This is a genomic window from Klebsiella sp. BIGb0132, from assembly GCF_024810075.1.
GTDB lineage: Bacteria > Pseudomonadota > Gammaproteobacteria > Enterobacterales > Enterobacteriaceae > Klebsiella > Klebsiella terrigena.
In genome coordinates this window covers 38,155-53,332 of record NZ_JANUDW010000007.1, presented here as the reverse complement: position 1 = coordinate 53,332, position 15,178 = coordinate 38,155, and the positions used below count along the sequence as shown (strand labels likewise).

14 protein-coding genes and 1 pseudogene are annotated in these 15,178 nt (G+C 58.2%); 9 read left to right on the top strand and 6 right to left on the bottom strand.

Annotated features, from left to right (window positions below):
- Positions 1-25 precede the first annotated feature (25 nt).
- The 3 genes and pseudogenes from plsC to M2416_RS18485 all read left to right on the top strand — a co-directional run bounded on the left by plsC (position 26) and on the right by M2416_RS18485 (position 4,605).
- On the top strand, positions 26-763 hold the full coding sequence (plsC, locus tag M2416_RS18495) for a 1-acylglycerol-3-phosphate O-acyltransferase (protein ID WP_041147265.1): 738 nt from the start codon (positions 26-28) through the stop codon (positions 761-763).
- Between the two features lie 83 nt (positions 764-846).
- Complete coding sequence (gene ftsP / locus M2416_RS18490) at positions 847-2,259, top strand: cell division protein FtsP (RefSeq protein ID WP_041147264.1); 1,413 nt, start codon at positions 847-849, stop codon at positions 2,257-2,259.
- Positions 2,260-2,292: 33 nt separating this feature from the next.
- Positions 2,293-4,605 (top strand): annotated as a pseudogene (locus M2416_RS18485) (YgiQ family radical SAM protein).
- A gap of 81 nt (positions 4,606-4,686) precedes the next feature.
- Here M2416_RS18485 and dkgA read toward each other — a convergent pair.
- Entirely contained in the window at positions 4,687-5,514 is an 828-nt protein-coding gene (gene dkgA, locus M2416_RS18480) for a 2,5-didehydrogluconate reductase DkgA (protein ID WP_041147262.1), read from the bottom strand.
- A 145-nt stretch (positions 5,515-5,659) separates the two neighbouring features.
- Positions 5,660-6,823, bottom strand: a complete 1,164-nt coding sequence (gene yqhD / locus M2416_RS18475; protein ID WP_159864902.1) for an alcohol dehydrogenase — start codon at positions 6,821-6,823, stop codon at positions 5,660-5,662.
- A 196-nt stretch (positions 6,824-7,019) separates the two neighbouring features.
- Between yqhD and M2416_RS18470 the strand changes: the two genes are divergently transcribed.
- A complete protein-coding gene (locus M2416_RS18470; protein ID WP_041147260.1) occupies positions 7,020-7,919 on the top strand; it encodes an AraC family transcriptional regulator in 900 nt (299 codons plus the stop codon).
- 52 nt (positions 7,920-7,971) lie between these two features.
- Here the strand turns inward: M2416_RS18470 and yghB are convergent, their stop codons facing one another.
- Together yghB and metC are read right to left on the bottom strand one after the other, a co-directional pair.
- The gene (gene yghB / locus M2416_RS18465) at positions 7,972-8,631 is read right to left on the bottom strand and encodes a DedA family general envelope maintenance protein YghB (protein WP_041147259.1); all 660 of its coding nucleotides are present in this window, start codon (positions 8,629-8,631) and stop codon (positions 7,972-7,974) included.
- A 130-nt stretch (positions 8,632-8,761) separates the two neighbouring features.
- A complete protein-coding gene (gene metC, locus M2416_RS18460) occupies positions 8,762-9,949 on the bottom strand; it encodes a cystathionine beta-lyase (RefSeq protein ID WP_259226289.1) in 1,188 nt (395 codons plus the stop codon).
- Between the two features lie 249 nt (positions 9,950-10,198).
- Between metC and exbB the strand changes: the two genes are divergently transcribed.
- The 5 genes from exbB (at position 10,199) to M2416_RS18435 (ending at position 13,496) form a co-directional block, all read left to right on the top strand.
- Positions 10,199-10,930: a tol-pal system-associated acyl-CoA thioesterase gene (exbB, locus tag M2416_RS18455; protein ID WP_076946634.1), complete on the top strand. Its 732-nt coding sequence runs from the start codon at positions 10,199-10,201 to the stop codon at positions 10,928-10,930.
- Positions 10,931-10,936: 6 nt separating this feature from the next.
- Positions 10,937-11,362, top strand: coding sequence for a TonB system transport protein ExbD (gene exbD, locus M2416_RS18450; protein ID WP_041147256.1), 426 nt, complete (start codon positions 10,937-10,939; stop codon positions 11,360-11,362).
- A 141-nt stretch (positions 11,363-11,503) separates the two neighbouring features.
- A complete protein-coding gene (locus M2416_RS18445; protein WP_041147753.1) occupies positions 11,504-11,998 on the top strand; it encodes a TIGR00645 family protein in 495 nt (164 codons plus the stop codon).
- A 243-nt stretch (positions 11,999-12,241) separates the two neighbouring features.
- On the top strand, positions 12,242-13,129 hold the full coding sequence (gene yghX / locus M2416_RS18440) for a YghX family hydrolase (RefSeq protein ID WP_259226288.1): 888 nt from the start codon (positions 12,242-12,244) through the stop codon (positions 13,127-13,129).
- Positions 13,130-13,208: 79 nt separating this feature from the next.
- Positions 13,209-13,496 (top strand): DUF2623 family protein, encoded by a 288-nt coding sequence (locus M2416_RS18435; protein ID WP_076946636.1) that lies wholly within the window; start codon positions 13,209-13,211, stop codon positions 13,494-13,496.
- A gap of 31 nt (positions 13,497-13,527) precedes the next feature.
- On the opposite strand, the gene yghU is transcribed toward M2416_RS18435, so the two are convergent.
- Together yghU and M2416_RS18425 are read right to left on the bottom strand one after the other, a co-directional pair.
- Positions 13,528-14,394, bottom strand: coding sequence for a glutathione-dependent disulfide-bond oxidoreductase (yghU, locus tag M2416_RS18430; RefSeq protein WP_076946637.1), 867 nt, complete (start codon positions 14,392-14,394; stop codon positions 13,528-13,530).
- Positions 14,395-14,539: 145 nt separating this feature from the next.
- Positions 14,540-15,100: a DsbA family protein gene (locus M2416_RS18425; protein ID WP_076946638.1), complete on the bottom strand. Its 561-nt coding sequence runs from the start codon at positions 15,098-15,100 to the stop codon at positions 14,540-14,542.
- Positions 15,101-15,178 lie beyond the last annotated feature (78 nt).

Below are 15,178 nucleotides of genomic sequence, written 5' to 3'. Positions count from 1 at the left end.
GGCGGTTTGGGTTTTAGAGGTAGCTATGCTATTTATTTTTCGACTAATTATCGTTGTTATTTACTGTATCTTTGTGTGCATATTTGGCTGTATTTACTGCTTGTTCAGCCCGCGTAACCCGAAACACGTGGCGACCTTTGGTCATCTTTTTGGTCGACTCTCTCCGGTATTCGGCCTGAAGGTGGAAACGCGCAAGCCCGCCGGAGCGGAAAGCTACGGCAACGCGATATACATCGCTAATCACCAGAACAACTATGATATGGTGACGGCAGCAAACATCGTGCAGCCGCCTACCGTCACCGTGGGTAAAAAGAGCCTGCTGTGGGTGCCGTTCTTTGGCTTGCTGTACTGGCTGACGGGAAACCTGCTGATCGACCGTAATAACCGGACCAAGGCGCACGGAACCATCGCCCAGGTGGTGGATACGTTTAAAAAACGCAAAATATCTTTTTGGATGTTCCCGGAAGGTACGCGCAGCCGCGGCCGCGGCCTGCTGCCGTTTAAAACCGGCGCTTTTCACGCGGCTATCGCCGCTGGCGTGCCGATTATTCCGGTATGCGTTTCCAATACATCGAATAAAATTAAGCTCAATCGCCTGAATAACGGCCTGGTGATTGTTGAAATGCTGCCGCCGGTTGATACCAGCGGGTTTGGTAAAGACGGCGTGCGCGCGCTGGCGAAACACTGCCGCGAGCTGATGGCCGCGAAGATTGAAGAGCTGGATCGCGAAGTGGCTGAACGTGAAGCCGCGGGTAAGCAATAAACAGGAAACGCCGCGGTAACGCGAGCCGGTGCTAGCGGGAAATGAATTCCCTTTCTGATTTGTCAGTATTTCATGGAGTTAATATGTCACTCAGTCGGCGTCAGTTTATTAAGGTTTCAGGCGTAGCGCTGTGCGCGGGCGCCGCGCCGCTGAACGCACATGCCGCCGGCCAACAGCCAGCACTGCCGGTTCCTCCGCTGCTCGAGTCCCGCCGCGGCCAGCCGCTGTTTTTAACCCTGCAGCGCGCGCACTGGTCATTTACGCCGGGCACCCGCGCGTCGGTGTGGGGCGTGAACGGCCGCTATCTTGGGCCGACCATTCGCGTCTGGAACGGCGATGACGTTAAGCTGATTTACAGCAACCGGCTGACTGAAAACGTCGCCATGACCATCCGCGGTCTGCAGGTTCCCGGCCCGCTGATTGGCGGCGCGGCGCGCATGATGTCGCCGAACGCCGACTGGGCGCCGGTGTTGCCTATCCGCCAGAGCGCCTCCACCCTGTGGTACCAGGCGAATACGCCAAACCATATGGCCCAGCAGGTCTACAACGGCCTGGCGGGGATGTGGCTGGTGGAGGACGAGATCAGCAAAAATCTTCCCATTCCTAACCACTACGGCGTGGATGATTTTCCGGTCATCATCCAGGACAAGCGGCTGGATAACTTCGGCACGCCTGAATACAGCGAGCCGGGCAGCGGCGGCTTCGTCGGCGATACGCTGCTGGTGAATGGCGTACAGGGCCCGTACGTGGAGGTTTCGCGCGGCTGGGTGCGTCTGCGCCTGCTGAACGCCTCTAACTCCCGCCGCTACCAGCTGCAGATGAGCGACGGTCGACTGCTGCACGTTATCTCCGGCGATCAGGGATTTCTGCCGGCGCCGGTCTCGCTGAAGCAGCTCTCTCTGGCTCCCGGCGAACGGCGTGAGATCCTGGTGGATATGACCAACGGTGATGAGGTGTCGATTACCTGCGGCGAGGCGGCGAGCATCGTCGATCGCATTCGCGGTTTCTTCGAGCCCTCAAGCATCCTGATTTCGACGCTGCTTTTAACCCTGCGCCCAACGGGCCTGCTGCCGCTGGTTACCGACAGCCTGCCGGTGCGCCTGCTGCCGACGGAAATTTTAACCGGGACGCCGATCCGCAGCCGCGATATCTCGCTTGGCGACGATCCGGGAATTAACGGCCAGCTATGGGATCCGCAGCGCATTGATATTACCGCCCAGCAGGGCACCTGGGAGCGCTGGACGGTACGTGCCGACCGGCCGCAGTCGTTCCACATCGAAGGGGTGATGTTCCAGGTGCGCAACGTCAACGGCTCGACGCCGTTCCCGGAGGACCGCGGCTGGAAAGATACCGTCTGGATCGACGGACAGGTGGAGCTGCTGGTGTACTACACGCAGCCGTCGTGGTCGCATTTCCCGTTCCAGTTCCTTAGCCAGACCCTGGAGCTCGCCGACCGCGGCTCGATTGGCCAGATCCTGGTTAACCCGGCGCCGTAACGCCCGCAACCCTAACCGGACAACGGTTAGGGTATGAGAAAATCCTCCTTCATTTCCTGCGTCAATCCGGCTTATAATCGCCGCCCTTTGGTTATTTTTTTATCATTTTTTTTCCCGGAAGCAATATGAGCGCAATATCCCTGATCCAACCGGATCGTGACCTATTTTCCTGGCCGCAGTACTGGGCCGCCTGTTTTGGCCCCGCGCCGTTTTTACCCATGTCACGCGAAGAGATGGATCAACTTGGCTGGGATAGCTGCGACATCATCCTGGTAACCGGCGATGCGTACGTCGATCACCCAAGCTTCGGCATGGCTATCTGCGGCCGCATGCTGGAGGCGCAGGGGTTCCGCGTCGGAATTATTTCCCAACCGGACTGGAACAATAAAGATGACTTTATGCGCCTCGGTAAACCGAACCTGTTCTTCGGCGTCACCGCCGGCAACATGGACTCGATGATCAACCGCTACACCGCCGACCGCAAGCTGCGCCATGACGACGCCTATACCGCAGGCAACGTTGCCGGCAAGCGTCCGGATCGCGCCACCCTGGTCTATACCCAGCGCTGCAAAGAGGCGTGGAAAGACGTCCCGGTTATTCTCGGCGGCATTGAGGCCAGCCTGCGTCGTACCGCGCACTATGACTACTGGTCCGATACCGTGCGCCGTTCGGTGCTGGTTGATTCCAAGGCCGATATGCTGATGTTCGGCAACGGCGAGCGTCCGCTGGTAGAAGTGGCGCACCGTCTGGCCGCCGGCGAGCCGATCGCCCAGATCCGCGACGTGCGCAATACCGCCATCATGGTGAAAGAAGCGCTGCCGGGCTGGAGCGGCGTCGACTCTACCCGCCTTGATACGCCGGGTAAAATTGATCCGATCCCGCATCCGTACGGCGAAGATCTGCCGTGCGCGGATAACAAAACCGTTGAGCCGGCAAAGCAGGAGGTGAAACAGGTCACCGTTCAGCCGCCGCGCCCGAAGCCGTGGGAAAAAACCTACGTTCTGCTGCCGTCCTTTGAGAAGGTCAAAGGGGATAAGGTGCTGTACGCCCACGCGTCGCGCATTCTCCACCATGAAACCAACCCGGGCTGCGCGCGCGCGCTGATGCAAAAGCACGGCGAACGCTATATTTGGGTTAACCCGCCGGCTATTCCGCTGTCGACGGAGGAGATGGACAGCGTGTTTGCGCTGCCGTACAAGCGCGTTCCGCACCCGGCGTACGGCGATAGCCGCATCCCGGCATATGAGATGATCCGCTTCTCTATCAACATTATGCGCGGCTGCTTTGGCGGCTGTTCCTTCTGTTCGATAACCGAGCATGAAGGGCGCATTATTCAGAGCCGTTCCGAAGACTCGATCATTAACGAAATCGAAGCGATTCGCGACACGGTCCCGGGCTTCACCGGGGTCATCTCCGACCTCGGCGGCCCGACGGCCAATATGTATATGCTGCGCTGCAAGTCGCCGCGTGCGGAGCAGACCTGCCGTCGCCTGTCGTGCGTTTATCCGGATATCTGCCCGCATATGGATACCAACCACGAGCCGACGATTAATCTCTACCGCCGCGCCCGCGATCTGAAAGGTATCAAGAAAATCCTCATTGCCTCCGGCGTGCGCTACGACATTGCCGTGGAGGATCCGCGCTACATTAAAGAGCTGGCGACCCACCACGTGGGCGGCTACCTGAAGATTGCCCCTGAGCATACCGAGGAAGGCCCGCTGTCGAAGATGATGAAGCCGGGTATGGGCAGCTACGATCGCTTCAAAGAGCTGTTTGATAGCTACTCAAAACAGGCGGGTAAAGAGCAATATCTGATCCCGTACTTTATCTCCGCGCATCCGGGCACCCGCGATGAAGATATGGTGAACCTGGCGCTGTGGCTGAAGAAAAACCGTTTCCGTCTGGATCAGGTGCAGAACTTCTATCCGTCGCCGCTGGCGAACTCAACCACCATGTATTACACCGGCAAGAACCCGCTGGGCAAGATTGGCTATAAAAGCGAAGACGTGGTGGTACCGAAAGGGGATAAGCAGCGCCGCCTGCATAAAGCGCTGCTGCGCTACCACGATCCGGCAAACTGGGCCCTGATCCGCCAGGCGCTGGAGGCGATGGGTAAAAAGCACCTGATCGGCTCACGCCGCGACTGCCTGGTGCCGGCGCCAACGCTGGACGAGATGCGTGAAGCGCGTCGCCAGAATCGCCATACCCGCCCGGCCTTGACCAAGCATACGCCGGTTGAGCATCAGCGGCAGACGCCGGCCAGCGGAGCGAAAAAACGCGTTCGCTCTGCGTCCCGCTAAAATGAAGTGCCCCGGCAGCGCAAGGCTGGCCGGGGAGATGGAATAAGGGATGAGGTCGCCCGGAGCGGGCGGCCGCTGCGCCACCGTCCGGGATAACCGAAAACCGCTCTGCGGTCAGGAAGAAAGGTTAGCCGCCAAACTGGTCAGGATCTGGCCCGAGGCGCTTGTTGATATCGAGTTTCGCCATTGCTCCCAGTTCGTCTTTATCAAGACGGAAGTCCCAGACGTTAAAGTTCTCCACGATACGCGAAGGGGTCACCGATTTAGGGATCACCACCAGGCCGTTATCGAGATGCCAGCGGATGACAATCTGCGCCGGCGTTTTGCCGTACTTATCGGCCAGCTCGCGGACGATTTTCTGATCGAATACGCCTTCGCCCCCCTGAGCCAGCGGGCTCCAGGATTCGGTCTGGATTTTATGCGTCGCGTTCCAGGCGTGCAGCTGACGCTGCTGGAGCAGGGGATGGAGCTCTACCTGATTAATCACCGGCACGACGCCGGTTTCATCAAGCAGCCGCTGCAGGTGGTGGACCTGGAAATTACAGACGCCGATGCTTTTGGCCAGCCCCTGTTTTTGGAGCTCAATCATACCCTTCCAGGCTTCAACAAAATGGTCGATCGCCGGAACCGGCCAGTGCATTAAATACAGATCGACGTAGTCGAGCTGCAGCTTGCTCAGGCTCTCCTGCAGGGCTTCATGCGGACGTTTTTGATCGTCGTTCCAGAGCTTGGTGGTGATAAACAGCTCATCGCGAGGGACGCCAGCCTGGCTCAGCGCGCTGCCGACGCCGGCTTCGTTTTGGTACGCGGCGGCGGTGTCAAAAGAGCGATAACCGACTTCCAGCGCCTTGTGAATGGCGGAGACGACCTCCTCGTTGCCTGCTTTCCACACGCCGAGACCCAGCTGTGGCATCAGGTTGCCGTCGTGCAGTTTTATCACGGTTGGATGTGTCATGCCTTCCTCCTGTTAATGAAACTTAGCGGGGTACATTTCGCTAAGGGGTAGCATTAAGTCTGGACGAAATAGCTAAAAACGGTAGTTAAACTCCTCTCCTTCGCATTCGATGACGCGAAGGAGAGGGCGTATCAGCAGGGGAAAATCAGCGTGCAGCCTCGTAAATACGGCGGCTGACGTCGAGAGTGATATCCTGGTTTTCACCGAGCTGAGTCATGCCGTGCTCTTCCAGTTTAGCCAACAGCGCCGGGATAGAGCTACCGTCAAGACCGTAGCCGCTCAGGCGAGTCGGCACGCCGAGCTGCTCGAAGAAATTGCGCGTTGCGGCGATGGCCGCGTCGATGCGCTCATCTTCAGAACCTTCGCTAATATTCCACACGCGGGCGGCGTACTGCAGCAGCTTAGCGCGTTTGGTGTCGCGTTTTTCATTCCACAGCACCGGCAGAACGATGGCCAGGGTCTGGGCATGGTCAAGGCCGTGCATGGCGGTCAGCTCATGTCCCAGCATATGTGTTGCCCAGTCCTGCGGCACGCCGGCGCCGATCAGGCCGTTTAACGCCTGGGTCGCCGCCCACATAATGTTGGCGCGAACGTCGTAGTTTTCTGGCTCTTGCAGCGCTTTCGGGCCATCTTCAATCAGGGTCAGCAGAATGCCTTCGGCAAAGCGGTCCTGGATCTTGCCATCAACCGGGTAGGTTACGTACTGCTCCACGGTATGGACAAATGCGTCAACCACGCCGTTAGCAACCTGACGCGGCGGCAGGGTGTAGGTGTAAACCGGATCGAGGATCGCAAACACCGGCTGCACGTGGGAGGACATAAAGGCGCGCTTGTCGCCGGTGGTTTTACGCGACACGACGGCGCCTTTATTGGACTCGGAGCCGGTCGCCGGCAGCGTCAGCACGGAGCCCATTGGGATGGCGCTTTTGACGTTTTGACCGTAGGTTTCAAGGATTTCCCACGGATCGACGCTTTCATCATAGTGCGCGGCTGCGGCGATAAACTTCGTCCCGTCGAGCACCGAACCGCCGCCGACGGCCAGCAGGAAGGTGATCTGCTGTTCACGGGCAATTTTGACCGCGTTCATCAGCGTTTCGTAGGATGGGTTCGGTTCAATACCGCCGAATTCCAGCACTTCAAAATCGCTCAGCGCGCTCAGGGCCTGATCCAGGACGCCGGTTTTTTTCACGCTGCCGCCGCCGTAGGTGACCAGAATGCGGGCTCCTGCCGGGATTTGATCGCGCAGGTTTTCGATGGCGCCTTTACCAAACAGGATACGGGTTGGGGTATACAGATCGAAATTATTCATTGCTCATGACCTCAATAAGAGAAAACTGCCGGCGGAGAAGATATCCCGGCCAGATGACGAACATTGTGGTCCTGTCATCCGTTCCCCTCAATGCACATTCCTGCCGATGTCTTGCCCATTTCTCCGTGGGGCTGGAGAAAAGGCAGCGGAGTGCGCACAATAGAGACGTGGAAAAACGACTGGAGAGTCACCGTAAATGAAGCGTGCCCAGATATGTCAGCTGCTAACGGAAAAGGTTAACAAGCTGAAAGATAACGAAGAAAACCTCAGCGAGCTGCTGCCTGATATTCGGTTATTGTACGGCACGCAGCCGGGGACGCGCACGCCGGTGATGTACCAGCCCGGCATCGTTTTTCTCTTTTCCGGTCATAAAATTGGTTACATTAATGAACGGACTTTTCGTTACGACACCAACGAATATCTGCTGCTGACGGTACCCCTGCCGTTTGAGTGTGAGACCTTCGCGACGCCGGAGGTTCCGCTGGCGGGGCTGCGTCTGAACGTTGATATTCTGCAGCTGCAGGAGCTGCTGATGGATATTGGCGAGGATGAGCGCTTCCAGCCGGCGGTGGCGTCGAGCGGGATTAACTCGGCGGCGCTCTCTGAGGAGATTTTGTGCGCCGCTGAACGGCTGCTGGACGTGATGGAGCGGCCGCTGGATGCGCGCATCCTGGGCAAGCAGATTATTCGCGAGATGCTCTACTACGTGCTGACCGGGCCGTGCGGCGGGGCGCTGCTGGCGCTGGTCAGCCGGCAAACGCACTTCAGCCTGATTAGCCGCGTTCTCAAGCGCATTGAAAGCCAGTACACCGAGAACCTGAGCGTCGATCAGCTGGCGGCGGAGGCCAACATGAGCGTCTCGGCGTTTCATCACAATTTTAAATCGGTCACCAGCACCTCGCCGCTGCAGTATCTGAAAAGCTATCGCCTGCATAAGGCGCGGATGCTGATGATCCACGACGGGATGAAGGCCAGCGCGGCGGCGATGCGCGTGGGCTACGAAAGTGCGTCGCAGTTCAGCCGGGAGTTTAAGCGCTATTTTGGCATGACGCCGGGCGAAGACGCGGCGCGGATCAGAACGATTCAGGGGATCTAACGGGAAATGCACGCTTCGGGAAGGCGCGCTGGCGCCCTCCCGGGAAGGTCAATCAGGCGCTGCAGAACTTTTTCTTAATGACCACCACCAGCGTACCGAGCAGCCCGGCAACCAGCAGAGCGATAGGCAGGATCATCAGGCAGGTCATCACCTGATCTTCGTGGCGCTTGACGAAAGGGATCATGCTGAGCGCATATCCGAGCCCGGTGACCACGCCGACCCACAGCAGCGCGCTGAGCCAGTTGAAGAACTGGAAGCGGCGGTTGGAGAGCCCGGAAATACCGGCCATTGTTGGCAGCAGGGTGCGAACGAAGGCCAGGAAGCGCCCGGCCAGCAGGGCCAGCAGCCCGTGCTTATCGAACATGCAGGTCGCGCGCTGATGATATTTCTGCGGCAGATGGGCAAGCCAGCCCTTAACGGTCTCGGTATTGCCGAGCCAGCGCCCCTGAATATAGCTCAGCCAGCAGCCGAGGCTGGCCGCCGCGGTCAGAATGGCGAGGGTGGGCACAAAGTCCATGACGCCTTTCGCAATCAGCGCGCCGGCGAGCAGCAGCAGGCTGTCCCCGGGTAAAAACGAGGCCGGCAGCAGACCGTTCTCGAGAAACAGGGTCGCGAACATGACCAGATATACAACGCCCACAACGTGAGGGTTCGCCAATGCGGCAAAATCATGTTGCCAGAGCGCGGCGACAATCTCTTGAATAACAACCATGGACTTTCCTAAGTGGTACCGTATTTTTGACTAGTGTACTCCTGAAGAGCCCCGAACACCTTGATCCCGGGCGCAACAAAAGCGGCCGCCTCTAACAGAACGTCCGCAATTATTGCCACTGGCCGTCACTTTACACGATACGCGCGAAGCCCGCCGCTAAATCCGCCAGCAGATCGTCAACATTTTCTAAACCGATATGGACGCGAATCAGCGTGCCGCTGAAATCGACTTCCGCCTCGGGGCGGATGGCGGCGATGTGCTCCGGCTGGTTAGCCAGGATCAGTGATTCGAAACCGCCCCAGGAGTAGGCCATGCTGAACAGGCTGAAGTTGTCCAGATAAGTGGACAGCTCGGCGTCGTTCAGCCGCTTATTGAGAATAAACGAGAACAGGCCGCTGCTGCCGGTAAAGTCGCGCTTCCAGAACTCATGCCCTTTGCTGCCCGGCAGCGCAGGATGGTTGACCCGCGCCACCTGCGGATGCTGCGACAGCCATTCGGCGATGCGCAGGCTGCTCTCGTGGTGCTGACGCAGGCGCACGCCGAGGGTGCGCAGGCCGCGGCTGGTCATATAGGCGGTATCCGCGTCGAGCATCTGCCCCATCAGATAGGCGTTCTCACGCAGCTGGTCCCAGCAGCGCGCGTTGGCAACCGCGGTGCCGACCATCGCATCGGAGTGGCCAATCAGGTATTTGGTCCCGGCCTGAATCGAGATATCGACGCCAAAATCCAGCGCCCTGAACAGCACGCCGGCCGCCCAGGTGTTGTCGATCATGATGATTGCCTCCGGGGCAACGCTGCGCACGGCCGCGACGATCGCCGGAACGTCGTGGACCTCCATAGTGATTGAACCCGGAGACTCGAGAAACACCACGCGGGTATTCGGCTGGACCAGACGGGCGATATCGGCGCCAATCAGCGGATCGAACCAGCCGGTGCTCACGCCGAGCCTGGCAAGCACCTTGGTACTGAAGTCCTGGCTCGGCTCATAGGCGGTGTTGGTCATCAGAACGTGGTCGCCCTGCTCAACAAACGCCAGAATCGTATTGGCCACCGCCGCCGCACCGCAGGGGAACAGGGCGCAGCCGGCGCCGCCTTCCAGCTCGCACATGGCTTCCTGCAGCGAGAAGTGGGTCAGCGTGCCGCGGCGGCCGTAAAACAGCTCGCCCTTCGCCCGGTTGCGGGTGGCATGTTTCTTATCTTCGACGGTGTCGAACACCAGCGACGAAGCGCGCTGTATCACGCTGTTTACCGATCCTAGGGTATATTTTTTACTGCGTCCGGCGTGGACCAGAGCGGTATCAAGATGTTTGTCAGCCATGTTTTTTGCCTGTTTTTATACGTCTGGACGTCTAAACTAGCATGAATACCCGGAGCTGTACCGGCTAACGACGGATACAGGCAAAAATTTTACCAAATCCCCCGGCGGCCGCTTTTTTACTGCGTAAGCGCAAGGAAAATAAACGTGATTTGCTGCACAGTGTAAATACTAATGAGAACCACTATCAATTCGATGCCGTTTTGATATTATTATGCTCAGATTTTGTGATTTACGTCCTGGAGACTCAGAGTGGGTAATAATTTGATGCAGGCGGATCTTTCCGTTTGGGGTATGTATCATCATGCCGATATTGTCGTTAAGGTCGTGATGATCGGCCTGATTCTGGCGTCGATAGTCACATGGGCTATCTTCTTCGGCAAGGGTGCGGAAATCCTCTCCAGCAAGCGCCGCCTCAAGCGCGAACAGCAGCTTCTCGGCGAAGCGCGCTCCCTCGACCAGGCCAGCGATATCGCCAACGCTTTCCATCCTAAAAGCCTGAGCACGCAGCTTATCAACGAAGCGCAGAACGAGCTCGAGCTGTCGGCTGGCGTCGAAGATAACGAAGGCATTAAAGAGCGTACCGGTTTCCGCCTTGAGCGCCGCGTGGCGTTTGTAGGTCGTTATATGGGCCGCGGAAACGGCTACCTGGCGACCATCGGCGCCATCTCCCCGTTCGTCGGCCTGTTTGGTACCGTCTGGGGAATCATGAACAGCTTTATCGGCATCGCCCAGACTCAGACCACCAACCTCGCGGTTGTCGCACCGGGCATCGCGGAAGCGCTGCTGGCAACGGCAATCGGCCTGTTTGCCGCTATCCCGGCGGTGGTTATCTATAACATCTTCGCCCGTATGATCGGCAGCTACAAAGCCACTCTCGGCGACGTCGCCGCCCAGGTATTGCTGCTGCAAAGCCGCGATCTGGACCTCAGCGCCAGCGGCTCTTCGCCGGTACGTACCGCGCAGAAATTACGAGTAGGTTGATGCTTTATGGCGATGCATTTTAACGAAAACCTCGATGATAACGGCGAAATGCACGATATTAACGTGACGCCGTTTATCGACGTCATGCTCGTGCTGCTGATTATCTTTATGGTGGCCGCTCCGCTGGCGACGGTTGATGTGAAGGTCAACCTGCCCGCCTCCTCCAGCCAGCCGCAGCCGCGTCCGGAAAAGCCGATCTATCTGTCGGTGAAGGCGGATAAAACGATGTTCCTCGGCAACGATCCGGTGACCGAAGAGAGCATGATTAACGCGCTGAATACCCTGACTGAAGGTAAGAAAGACACCACCGTCTTCTTCCGCGCCGATAAAACCGTGGACTACGAGACGATGATGAAAGTCATGGATACCCTGCACCAGGCGGGCTATCTGAAGATTGGTCTGGTGGGCGAAGAGACTGTTAAAGCGCAGTAGCCCTCACCAACATCTCCCCAGGAGGCTGGCCTTGTGCCGGCCTTTTTTATCTCTGTCGATCCGCGGCGCTGAGCGGATGTTGCAATCACGCTGGCGGGTTGCGATATAATGCCGATCGTTTTTTTTAACTTACAGGGTCTTATGGAACGCTTTCTGGAAAATGCCATGTACGCCTCACGCTGGCTGCTGGCACCGGTTTATTTTGGTCTCTCTCTGGGACTGGTGGCGCTGTCGATCAAATTTTTTCAGGAGATCCTCCACATCCTGCCGCATATCTTCAGCGTAGGGGAGTCGGACCTGATCCTGACCCTGCTGTCGCTGGTGGATATGACGCTGGTCGGCGGCCTGCTGGTGATGGTGATGTTCTCGGGCTATGAAAACTTTGTCTCTCAGCTGGATATCAACGAGGGCAAAGAGAAGCTCAGTTGGCTGGGAAAAATGGACGCCACTTCGCTGAAAAACAAAGTTGCGGCCTCCATCGTTGCGATCTCCTCGATCCACCTGCTGCGGGTGTTTATGGATGCCAAAAACGTCCCGGACAATAAGCTGATGTGGTACGTCATTATTCACCTGACCTTCGTGCTGTCGGCTTTTGTGATGGGCTATCTCGATCGCCTGACCAAAGTTAAGCACTAGTTCCTGCCTGCCCGGCAGCGTTTAGCTACCGGGCGAGCGGTTTGCCTCTCTAACAAAGTCTGCCACATATTCAGCTGACCATCCGCCGCGTGCTGGTCGCTCTGCGTCAGCTCTCCCAGCGCCCTTTGCGTCAGGCCACGATCCCGCTTCTTTTCATAGAACGTTCCCGACCCTCGCGAGATTTCTGGCGTCCCGGCGAGCTTATGCTTTGCTTAAAGGGCCTTCACCTACGGAGAACACGCGATGACGAGACTGACCGCCAAAGATTTCCCGCAGCAGCTGCTCGAGTACTACGACTACTATGCCCACGGTAAAATCAGCAAACGTGAGTTTCTCCAGCTGGCGGGGAAATATGCCGTCGGCGGAATGACCGCGCTGGCGCTGTTTAACCTGCTGAAACCCAACTATGCCCTGGCGGAGCAGGTGGTGTTTACCGACCCGGATATCCGCCCGGAGTATATTCACTATCCCTCTCCCGACGGCCATGGCGAAGTGCGCGCATACCTGGTGACGCCGACGAAGCTAGCCGACAAAGCCGCGGCGGTGGTGGTGGTGCATGAGAACCGCGGCCTTAATCCCTATATTGAAGACGTTGCCCGGCGGGTAGCGAAGGCGGGCTATATCGCCCTGGCGCCGGACGGCCTGAGCTCCGTCGGCGGCTATCCCGGCAATGATGATGAAGGGAGAGTGCTGCAGCAGAAAGTCGATCCCGTGAAGCTGATGAACGACTTTTTTGCCGCAGTGGCGTTTATGGCGAAGCATCCGCAGGCGACGGGAAAAGTCGGCATTACCGGCTTTTGCTACGGCGGAGGCGTCAGCAACGCCGCCGCAGTGGCTACCCCGGAGCTGGCCTGCGCGGTGCCGTTCTACGGCCGGCAGCCGCCGCTCAACGAAGTCGCCAGGATTCAGGCGCCGCTGCTGCTGCACTACGCCGGCCTCGATAGCAGCATCAATCAGGGCTGGCCGGCCTATGAAGAGGCGCTGAAAGCGCAGCATAAGGTCTATGAGGCCTATATTTATCAGGGGGTTAATCACGGGTTTCATAACGACTCCACGCCGCGCTATGACCGGGAAGCGGCGGAGCTGGCGTGGCAGAGAACCCTGGCCTGGTTTGAGAAGTATTTACGCTAGCGCGATCGGTTGAAATAGCGCTACCCTTTGCTTAAAAAATCGCTATATAATTTTGTATATAACGATTGAGGGGGAAGCGATGGATAACCATTTTGGTAAAGGTTTAATGGCCGGACTGCAGGCGGCTCAGGCCGACAGCGCCAGCGGCGCCGCAAATTTTTGTACCGACTATAAGCGCGGGTTTGTGCTCGGCTATTCTCAGCGGATGTTTGAAAAAACCGGTGACCGCCAGCTTAGCGCGTGGGAGGCCGGGATCCTGACCCGTCGCTATGGCCTCGACCGCTACATGATTATGGATTTCTTTAAAGAAGGGAGTTCCTGCACCGCGATGCGCTACTTTATGGCGGGATACCGCCTCGAGCGCTAATAGCCGAAGGCCGAAGCCTCCGGCTGGGGGCTTATGCCTGGCGCTTGTCTTCGGTTTGGCTATCGAAGTCGCTGGCGCTATGGCGCTCGTGGAGCTGCTCGTTTAGCGGGCCGTTGGTGCGGTTAACGATCCGTCCGCGCTGAACCGCCGGACGGCTGCCGACCTCCTGCGCCCAGCGCAGAACGTTTTTATAGCTGCTGGCGTCAAGGAATTCGGCGGCGTTGTAGACGCCACCGAGCACCACGTTGCCGTACCACGGCCAGATAGCCATATCGGCGATGGTGTACTCTTCTCCGGCGACGTAGCGGTTATCGGCGAGCCGCTTATCCAGCACGTCGAGCTGACGCTTGGCTTCCATGGTGAAGCGGTCGATGGCGTACTCGATTTTCACCGGCGCGTAGTTGAAGAAGTGGCCAAAGCCGCCGCCGAGGAACGGCGCGGCGCCCTGCAGCCAGAACAGCCAGTTCAGCGTCTCGGTGCGCCCGGCCGGATCTTTTGGCAGGAAGAAACCGAACTTCTCCGCGAGATAAAGCAGAATGCTGCCGGACTCAAACACGCGCGTTGGCGGGGTGGTTGAGCGATCGCTCAGCGCCGGGATTTTTGAGTTCGGGTTCACCGCAACAAAGCCGCTTGAGAACTGATCGCCTTCGCCGATCCGAATCAGCCAGGCGTCATACTCCGCATCGCTCACGCCCAGCGCCAGAAGCTCTTCCAGCAGGATCGTCACCTTCTGGCCGTTAGGCGTTCCCAGGGAGTAAAGCTGAAGGGGATGCGAGCCGACCGGCAGCGCTTGCTCATGCGTTGCGCCGGAGACAGGACGGTTGATGTTGGCGAACGCGCCGCCGTTGTTCTGCTTCCATTCCCACACTTTCGGGGGTTGGTAGTTATTCTCTGACATGCTGGTCTGCCTTTGTAGTGAGGTGTTCAGGGAGTGTAGCAGGTGGCGTATTAAGGATTTAACAGTGTGAGGCTTATTCACCCGCTGGCGATATTCCCGGACGGCTTCCCCGGCCGCGTTACGCTCACCGGGGCGGCGCCCTAACTCAGGCCATTATCCGCGCGGCCCAGACGCTGATATCGTCGCCGCTGCCGAGATCCGCCTGCACCAGCCCGTTGACCATAAAGGTCGGCGACACGTGGATGCCGTTCTGGCGCGCATATTTGCTGTGCCATTTGATCTCCGCCTGCAGCTCCGGGCGGGCGAACGCTGCGGAAAGCAGAACGTGGCTGTAGCGCTCGATACGCTCAACGATTTGCTGCGGAGTGGCGTTCATATTTGGCCCGCTGCAGTGATCGGTAAATTCGAACTCTTCGCGATGGTCGGCCACGGCTTGTAGCACCTTATGCGCCTGCTCTCTGCCGTGCGGCAGGGTGGAGGCCGCCAGAATACAGCGCACGATGACCCCCGAGAACATGTGCCACGGCTGGGACTGCAGGCGAATTTTAATGGTCACGTTATCCGCGCCGACCTCGTCGAGCAGGTCGTCGAGCTTATTGAATGCGCGTACCGAATAGGGGCAGGTTGGCTCCAGGAAAACCTCGAAGGTGCGCGGACCATGTCCCCAGACCAGCGGTTGCGCTTGCAGATGCGGTTGTGTGCTCATAATCAACTCCTGACGTTAATTCGCTATTTGTTGTTATATCTCAGATAAACGATATCACTTTTGCCCTGCGGCGCAGGG

What these genes read in the sequence shown, in the direction of transcription:
- M2416_RS18425 (WP_076946638.1), bottom strand. Translation starts at nt 15,100, where the DNA reads ATGAGCACACAACCGCATCTGCAAGCGCAACCGCTGGTCTGGGGACAT.
- dkgA (WP_041147262.1), bottom strand. Translation starts at nt 5,514, where the DNA reads ATGACACATCCAACCGTGATAAAACTGCACGACGGCAACCTGATGCCA.
- yghX (WP_259226288.1), top strand. Translation starts at nt 12,242, where the DNA reads ATGACGAGACTGACCGCCAAAGATTTCCCGCAGCAGCTGCTCGAGTAC.
- yghB (WP_041147259.1), bottom strand. Translation starts at nt 8,631, where the DNA reads ATGGTTGTTATTCAAGAGATTGTCGCCGCGCTCTGGCAACATGATTTT.
- metC (WP_259226289.1), bottom strand. Translation starts at nt 9,949, where the DNA reads ATGGCTGACAAACATCTTGATACCGCTCTGGTCCACGCCGGACGCAGT.
- ftsP (WP_041147264.1), top strand. Translation starts at nt 847, where the DNA reads ATGTCACTCAGTCGGCGTCAGTTTATTAAGGTTTCAGGCGTAGCGCTG.
- exbD (WP_041147256.1), top strand. Translation starts at nt 10,937, where the DNA reads ATGGCGATGCATTTTAACGAAAACCTCGATGATAACGGCGAAATGCAC.
- yghU (WP_076946637.1), bottom strand. Translation starts at nt 14,394, where the DNA reads ATGTCAGAGAATAACTACCAACCCCCGAAAGTGTGGGAATGGAAGCAG.
- yqhD (WP_159864902.1), bottom strand. Translation starts at nt 6,823, where the DNA reads ATGAATAATTTCGATCTGTATACCCCAACCCGTATCCTGTTTGGTAAA.
- M2416_RS18470 (WP_041147260.1), top strand. Translation starts at nt 7,020, where the DNA reads ATGAAGCGTGCCCAGATATGTCAGCTGCTAACGGAAAAGGTTAACAAG.
- plsC (WP_041147265.1), top strand. Translation starts at nt 26, where the DNA reads ATGCTATTTATTTTTCGACTAATTATCGTTGTTATTTACTGTATCTTT.
- M2416_RS18445 (WP_041147753.1), top strand. Translation starts at nt 11,504, where the DNA reads ATGGAACGCTTTCTGGAAAATGCCATGTACGCCTCACGCTGGCTGCTG.
- M2416_RS18435 (WP_076946636.1), top strand. Translation starts at nt 13,209, where the DNA reads ATGGATAACCATTTTGGTAAAGGTTTAATGGCCGGACTGCAGGCGGCT.